This is a genomic window from Neobacillus terrae (genome assembly GCF_011393025.1).
Classification (GTDB): domain Bacteria; phylum Bacillota; class Bacilli; order Bacillales; family Cytobacillaceae; genus Neobacillus_A; species Neobacillus_A terrae.
In genome coordinates, this window is sequence record NZ_JAAOEO010000028.1 from 37,047 (window position 1) to 44,284 (window position 7,238).

Genomic DNA, 7,238 nt, shown 5'->3' on the forward strand with positions numbered 1-7,238 from the left:
AGCCCTTTCTTAAAAGAAAAATCGACATCGTTAAGCTTTGTTAATAGGAGCAAATTTTGCCAAAAGGCGTTTAACACCTATAGGGCTTGGGAACGCAATATCCAATTCAGTGCCTTCTCCCTCACCTTTCACACTTACGACCGTTCCTGTACCCCATTTGCCATGCGCAGCTTTATCGCCAACCTTCCAGCCAATTTCATCTCCTCCAGTGGATGAGATCATTGGGCGGCTGACAGGCTTTCTAACTGCAGGTCTAGAAAGGGTTCCAGTACCGTTTCCTGAAGATGCTCCGGCTTTGCTGAATCCGCTGCCGAAACCGAATGAAGAACCGCGGCTTCCAAATGGTGAACCACTTTGCTCAGGTTCTGCACCATCAAGCAGCTCTTCCGGTATTTCCTTAATAAAACGGGAAGCTGGATTCATGTTGGTGCGTCCAAACAATGTTCTCATTTGAGCATTAGTCAGGAAAAGATGCTGCTCGGCCCTTGTGATACCTACATACGCCAGACGGCGCTCTTCTTCCATCTCCACCTCTTCCATGAGAGAACGACTGTGAGGGAAGACTCCTTCCTCCATACCAATCAGGAAGACAACCGGGAATTCAAGTCCTTTTGCTGAGTGAAGTGTCATGAGGACCACTCCGTCTGCCTTTTCGCCATCGTCATCCATTGAATCGATATCGGCTACAAGAGCAAGGTCAGTCAAAAAGGCAACCAGGCTTTTATCTTCGTTTGTTTCTTCAAAGTTTTTGGTTACAGATAATAATTCTTCAAGGTTCTCAAGTCTGCTCTGGGCTTCCAGAGATTTTTCCGCCTTGAGCATTTCCGTGTAGCCGGATTTCTCGAGAATTTCCTCCACCAATTCGGTTACAGATAAGAACTCCTGCATTTTGGAATAATTCTTAATCAAATCCCGGAACTCAGCAGCTGCTTTCGCTGTTTTCGGGCTAATTCCAACCAATTCAACAGATTCAAGTGCATCAAATAAAGACAAATCATGCATTCCTGCAAAGTCACCAATTTTATCAACAGAGGTAGAACCAATTCCCCTCTTTGGCACATTAATAACACGCTGTAAGCTAATATCGTCATCGGGATTGGAGATAAGACGCAAATAGGCAAGCATGTCCTTAATTTCTTTTCTGTCATAGAACTTGGTTCCGCCGACAATTGAGTAGTCGATGTTCGACTTAAGGAGTACTTCCTCCATTACACGGGACTGTGCATTCGTTCTATAAAGAATAGCAATATCGGATAATCTTTTTCCGTTTTGCTGCATCTCTTTTATTTTTCCGGCAACAAATTGGGCCTCTCCCTGCTCGCTGTCAGCACGATAATAGATAATCTTATTACCCGAGGGGTTTTCCGTCCAAAGATTCTTTGCCTTACGGTTCATGTTTTTTGCAATAACTCCGTTAGCGGCGTTAAGAATCGTTTGTGTGGAACGATAGTTTTGTTCGAGTAAAATGACATTCGCATTTGGATAGTCTTTTTCAAAGGATAGGATATTGGCAATATCCGCACCGCGCCAGCGGTAAATAGACTGGTCAGAGTCCCCAACTACGCAAAGATTTTTAAAACGGGAAGCCAAAAGCTTAACGAGCAGGTACTGTGCTCTGTTTGTATCCTGATATTCATCAACATGTATATACTGGAATTTTCTCTGATAGTATTCAAGAACTTCAGGAACACGGGTAAATAGCTGGATTGTTGCCATGATTAAATCATCAAAATCAAGCGCCTGGTTTTTGCGGAGTCTGCGCTGATATTCTGTGTAAATCTCACTTACAGTGTTTGAAAAATAATCACCTGCTGATTTTGCATATTCCTCTGGCTCAATAAGCTCATTTTTTGCGGAACTAATCGAACCAAGGATGGCACGCGGATCAAATTTTTTCGGATCAAGGTTTTTGTCCTTTAAAATCCCTTTAATCACTGATTGCTGGTCCGTTGTGTCCAGGATGGTAAAATTCCGATTAAAGCCAAGGCGATCGATATCCCTGCGCAAAATCCTTACACACATAGAGTGGAAGGTAGATATCCAGATTTGATCTGCCGCCCCGCCCATCATCTTTGAAATCCTGTCTCTCATTTCACGGGCAGCCTTATTTGTAAACGTAATTGCAAGAATATTATAAGGATTTACACCCTTTTCTACCATTAAATAACCGATTCGATGTGTTAATACACGTGTTTTTCCAGATCCGGCCCCCGCCATAATTAAAAGAGGTCCATCCGTTGCCTTAACTGCCTTTTGCTGTTCTGGGTTCAAGCCGTTTAAAAGCTTGTCTGTTAAAAATTGCATCCTCTCACCACCATACAAACATTTGTTCTTGCTTTTATTTTATCTGGAGCTCCTCTATCCTGCAAGGCTGGCTCCCACATTTTTTCAACTACATTAACTAACAGCTTTTACTGTTTTTAAAGCTTCTTCCAAGTTCTCATATATAGCGTTTCCTACCACTATAACGTCTGCATGAGAAGCCATTTCTGCTGCCTGTCCAGCTGTTTTGATCCCGCCTCCGTAAAAAAGAACGGTTTTTTGCAAGACCTTTTTCACATCTTCAACAATACTTATATCACCATAAGTACCGCTGTACTCCATGTAAAAGATTGGGAGATGGAACATTTTTTCTGCCATCATTGCATAAGCTTTGACGTCTTCTTTCGAGAGTGAGGTTTGGGCAGAAGTCACCACTGAAGCCTTGCATTCTTCATTAAGGATACAGTAGCCCTCCATTACAATCTCATCCCAATCCATAATTTCCCCAAACTCCCTGACTGCTTCTGCATGAAGGCCGGTTATCCAACGGGGATCTCTGCTGTTCAAAACAGTTGGAATAAAATACAGATCAAACCCTGGGGTGACAGTTTCCGCACTGGATACTTCCAGAACACATGGTACTGTGTAACGGCGTATCCTGGCCATTAAATCAAGAACATTTTCAAGCGTTACGCCATCTGTTCCTCCGACCATTATCGCATCCGTTCCCGACTCACAAATTCTCTCTAAATCTTCGTCAGTTATCTCTTTATTGGGGTCGAGTTTAAACACATGCTTCCACTCGCGAAAATCATACATCCCAAAATCCTCCCATTCATTATTCCATTTCACCATTATAGCACTAGGAGCACGATTCAAAAAGAAAATGGGGGATTAGAAATGATAACCAGAATATAGAATACCTAGATTAAAAAAGTTCTGGGGACAAGGGGCATAATTTTTCTTTTTTGAGATTACGGTTCACCCCTTTGGTGATGAACTTCTACCCTTTTTCTTAAAACATCACCCTCTTTCCCTAAAACTTCTACCCCATTTCAAAATCTTCACCTTTCACTATAAAAAAACACTGAAAAAAAAGCCGAAGATTGGCATCTTCGGCTTTCCTGATTACTTTTCTTCTACTGGCGCCTGATCGAGTTCTTTAATTCGCTCTAGGGCCATTTCATATGCGTCATTTCCATAGTTCAAACAACGTTTTACACGGGAAATGGTAGCAGTACTTGCTCCCGTTTCAGTTTCAATCTTGTGGTAGGTCTTCCCTTCCTTCAGCATTCTTGCAACTTCAAGACGCTGAGCCAGTGATTGAATTTCATTCACTGTACATAAATCATCGAAAAAGCGATAGCATTCTTCCATGTCGTTTAAGGACAGAACTGCATTAAAAAGCTGATCTAGCTCTTTACCCCTAAGTTTATCTATTTGCATACTCGTTCTCCTTTATATCTAATCTGTGTTAAATGTTACACTTTTTGATAGACCGGGATCAGCAGGAACAATATTTACCCAGGTTTTCCCCTGGACAAGAGGGGACTGGTTTCCATTGACAAAAGGAACAATTCTTCCTTCAACATTCTTCCATTCAATCTCATTTACTTTTCCTTTTTGTAATAGATAGCCTTTCCCTCCGGACTGTAGATCAATATCACGGTGCCCGGCACTATCCACTACTTTGTGTACCATTTCAAGTATAAGAATATTATCGAGCAATACAGGTTCTTTGGACTCAAGATCAGCTGTTTGTTCACCATCTGAAAAACGCTTATACTTACCTGACGCTGAATCGTAAACATACTTCGAATCAAACTGAGGGTTTGAAGAATAGGATACTTTTACTGAAACAGCGTCTTTTCCGGTAATCTTAGCGCTTTCTTTTTTACTCATGTAAGTGAATGGTGCAGGCGGAGCGTCCATTCTGTATTTTTCCATTGCCGCGCCCTTTAAAATATTCTCATAGGTAATATATGAGTTATGAGGCGCTTTTCTGAAACTCGCCCTTTTAAATAAAGATCCATCATAAACCATGCCATTTAGATTATCAATATAACCTGATTCCAGCATTTTTTTTGCTTCCGGACTATATCCGTGTGCAATATAAAGACTGTTGAAACTCTTAGCTAGTTTGACAAAATAACTTCTCGCACTTCGGACAGGCCCAACCTTTTCTGGCTTCTCACTTTGAAACACAGCCAGGAACCTGGTTATATCTCCCTCTGCAAGTAATTCGTACACAATATCGGCCTTATTAAGACCCGATTGCTGCCTTGCTTTTGGGTGATTGTTAATCATTACTGCAACTGCTCTGTCCTCTGGTTTTGTTTCAGTACCAATACCTGTAAGCGGAAAGTGATATTGGTCATCCTTATCCGCTGTTTTTACAACCGGAGCCTTTTCTTGTGGTTTCTTTATTGGCTCTTTCGCAAGCTTTGCTTGACTGCAGCCTGAAAGCAGCAAAACGAATGCAGCTGCCGCCGCGGTCCATTTTCTAATCATTCTATGCACCCCTATTTAAACTCTCTGGCTGCATACCTCTTGCTGTTTCTCGCTCTTTACTATTTTAACGCATTATTGACGGAAAGAGTATCATTTTATTCATTACATCATACATTCCCTGCTGGGTAATCCGAATATACGGTAAATGTGTAGATGAAAAGAACAGCAGGCTGTATACAGGATCTATAAATCCATAACCTCTTTCTTTGAGCACCTTAAACAGCTGTTTTTCCTCTTTTATTAAAGCTTCAACCGGCAAGTCTGTCATGATTCCACCTACATTCAATGGAATTGCACATACAACCTGCCCTTCTTCAGCAACAACAATCCCGCCGCCAAGCTCGCGCATTCTATTAAAGGCATTAAGCATATCGTTTTTACTTTTACCTATGAGTATGATATCTCCTGTATTGGAAAAAGAACTTGCCAGTCCGCCTAAATCCGTAGCGAAGCCTTTTAATAGTGTATTAATTCTCCACTTTCCATTTCTGTCGATCAGCATAAAGAAACATTCATCATGATTCTTTGATAATTCCTCTGATGATACATCTATGGAAATGGAGTATGGCTTAGTAATAACAGCATTCATCATCTGGATTCCAAATGGCATGGAAAACTGCATATCATCAGATGTAAGCTCCCAGTCAAGATCCATTGGTTTTAGCCCGTGATCCTTCCATTGAATAGGTAGGAATTCATTTACCGGTTTCCCATCTCGTTTAACCCACTTGCCTTTAGCAAGGACAGAGACAGGAGTTGGGTTCGACTTATCCGATAAAAAGTTAATGCTCGCAACCCTGCCAGTAGCAATGTTACCGTGCAGATGTTCAATATTGTAATAACGGGCAACATTAATTGTCCCCATATTATATGCGTCAATCTCAGGAATGCCTTTTTCTATGGCAATTCTGATCATATGGTCTATAAGTCCCTGCTCGTAAAAACTTGATGATGATCCGTCCGTATTGAACATCATTCTATCGTATGCCTGGATACCAAGCTCCTTCATTTCATCAAGTAAAGCTGGCAGGTCTGGACGTATTGATGAATAGCGTAGTGAGACCATATATCCCTGCATTAAACGGTTGTAGATTTCCTGACCAGTCATGGCTTCATGATCACAATCTGCACCAAGGAGCATCATTTTTGCAAGCGTTTTCTCGGAGGCTCCAGGGAAATGCCCCTCAATTTGTTTCCTCATCCGCTTTGCTTCCTGAATCCAGTGAAGCATCATATCGTCTCCGTCCAGCAGCTTCGGCCAGCCAGTCAGTTCTCCTCCCTGGAGAACAGAGTCCAGCTCCAGCCAGGATTTGATTGTGCTGTTTGAAAATACTTCACTTTCATTTAAAATTTCCGTCTGAGCATCAAATCGGCACCACCAGAACATGCTGACAGGCATCCTCTGAAGCTCACTCAATAACGAAAAGGATTGTTCCGTTTTTAAATGAAGAACTAGCGCCATATTATCGTTTATCAGTGTTGTTGTTCCAAATTGTGACGCATAAGCAGCTAATGAGTGGGGATTATATAATTGAAAAGGATGGGCGTGCGGTTCTATATAGCCGGGCACCAATATTTCGTTGGTACAATCAATAATTTCGCAGTTTTCCAGCACTTCAGGTAATTTTTGACCCACATAAACCATTCGGTCACCTGAAATCCAGATATTAGCCTTCATCCACTGCCGAAATGTTTGATTTAAATATGTTGCATTTTTCAATAGGATATCCGGCGGCTTTGTTCCATTCAAAACAGCCAGATGTTCGTTTAAATGTTTACTTTTCCAACGGTAACGCTGTTCGAGCATGACAGATCCCTCCCCAGTAATTCCTTTATCTATAAAAAAAGAGTATTTTTTCCGAATAAAGAAAGCGATTACAAAATTGTTTGTTTCTATCCTACCATAATTCGCAAATTACCGCATTAAAGAATTGGCGATAAATAATAAAATTTTGTGAAGGAGTGAACAAATTGAAAATTAAGCCTAATATAGGCATAATCAATGCCTTAATTCGGATTACTCTCGGCTTTACTTTTCTTGCGTGGGCTACTGCCAAACTAACTAAGAGGCCAAGGAAGAATTCAACCCTGCTTGTTGCCATGATGGCTGGTATGAAAATTGCCGAGGGTATTGTACGTTACTGTCCGCTCACCGCTTTACTTGATCGGGCCGGTGATAATGACCATGCAAGCCATAATGTGGGAAACCATAAAGAGCAGGGAACCTACAAAGAGCAGGGAATGGATGCAAAGAGTTTAATGACTGAGTTTGCAAAAATGGCAGAACCTACTGGCGCTTTAAAATCAGGTCCTGCTCCTACAGGCAATCAGGCCAAAAGTAAAACAACTCCAGCCCAAGGAATGGATGCAAAAAGTTTAATGACTGAATTTGCAAAAATGGCAGAACCTACTGGCGCTTTAAAATCAGGTCCTGCTCCTACAGGCAATCAGGCCAAAAGTAAAAC

Annotated in this window: 6 protein-coding genes; 1 reads left to right on the top strand and 5 read right to left on the bottom strand. The window is 41.5% G+C overall.

The genetic code is table 11. From position 1 onward, the window contains the following. Positions 1–30: 30 nt before the first annotated feature. From pcrA to G8761_RS23670, 5 genes are all read right to left on the bottom strand, one after another. Positions 31–2,304, bottom strand: coding sequence for a DNA helicase PcrA (pcrA, locus tag G8761_RS23650; protein ID WP_166030406.1), 2,274 nt, complete (start codon positions 2,302–2,304; stop codon positions 31–33). Between the two features lie 93 nt (positions 2,305–2,397). Further along, positions 2,398–3,081 carry a heptaprenylglyceryl phosphate synthase gene (pcrB, locus tag G8761_RS23655; protein WP_166030407.1) on the bottom strand — a complete coding sequence of 228 codons (684 nt, stop codon included), beginning with the start codon at positions 3,079–3,081 and terminating at the stop codon, positions 2,398–2,400. Between the two features lie 309 nt (positions 3,082–3,390). Next, complete coding sequence (locus G8761_RS23660) at positions 3,391–3,708, bottom strand: YerC/YecD family TrpR-related protein (protein ID WP_166030408.1); 318 nt, start codon at positions 3,706–3,708, stop codon at positions 3,391–3,393. A gap of 18 nt (positions 3,709–3,726) precedes the next feature. Then, a complete protein-coding gene (locus tag G8761_RS23665) occupies positions 3,727–4,773 on the bottom strand; it encodes a DUF3048 domain-containing protein (RefSeq protein ID WP_166030409.1) in 1,047 nt (348 codons plus the stop codon). 64 nt (positions 4,774–4,837) lie between these two features. After that, positions 4,838–6,580 carry an adenine deaminase C-terminal domain-containing protein gene (locus G8761_RS23670; protein WP_166030410.1) on the bottom strand — a complete coding sequence of 581 codons (1,743 nt, stop codon included), beginning with the start codon at positions 6,578–6,580 and terminating at the stop codon, positions 4,838–4,840. 164 nt (positions 6,581–6,744) lie between these two features. Here G8761_RS23670 and G8761_RS28170 point away from each other — a divergent pair. Then, a partial coding sequence (locus G8761_RS28170; RefSeq protein WP_166030411.1) for a YgaP family membrane protein occupies positions 6,745–7,238 on the top strand: 494 nt, incomplete at its 3' end.

Bases quoted from the DNA above. Each gene is read 5' to 3' on its own strand.
- pcrA (WP_166030406.1), bottom strand. From the start codon at position 2,304: ATGCAATTTTTAACAGACAAGCTTTTAAACGGCTTGAACCCAGAACAG.
- pcrB (WP_166030407.1), bottom strand. From the start codon at position 3,081: ATGTATGATTTTCGCGAGTGGAAGCATGTGTTTAAACTCGACCCCAAT.
- G8761_RS23660 (WP_166030408.1), bottom strand. From the start codon at position 3,708: ATGCAAATAGATAAACTTAGGGGTAAAGAGCTAGATCAGCTTTTTAAT.
- G8761_RS23665 (WP_166030409.1), bottom strand. From the start codon at position 4,773: ATGATTAGAAAATGGACCGCGGCGGCAGCTGCATTCGTTTTGCTGCTT.
- G8761_RS23670 (WP_166030410.1), bottom strand. From the start codon at position 6,580: ATGCTCGAACAGCGTTACCGTTGGAAAAGTAAACATTTAAACGAACAT.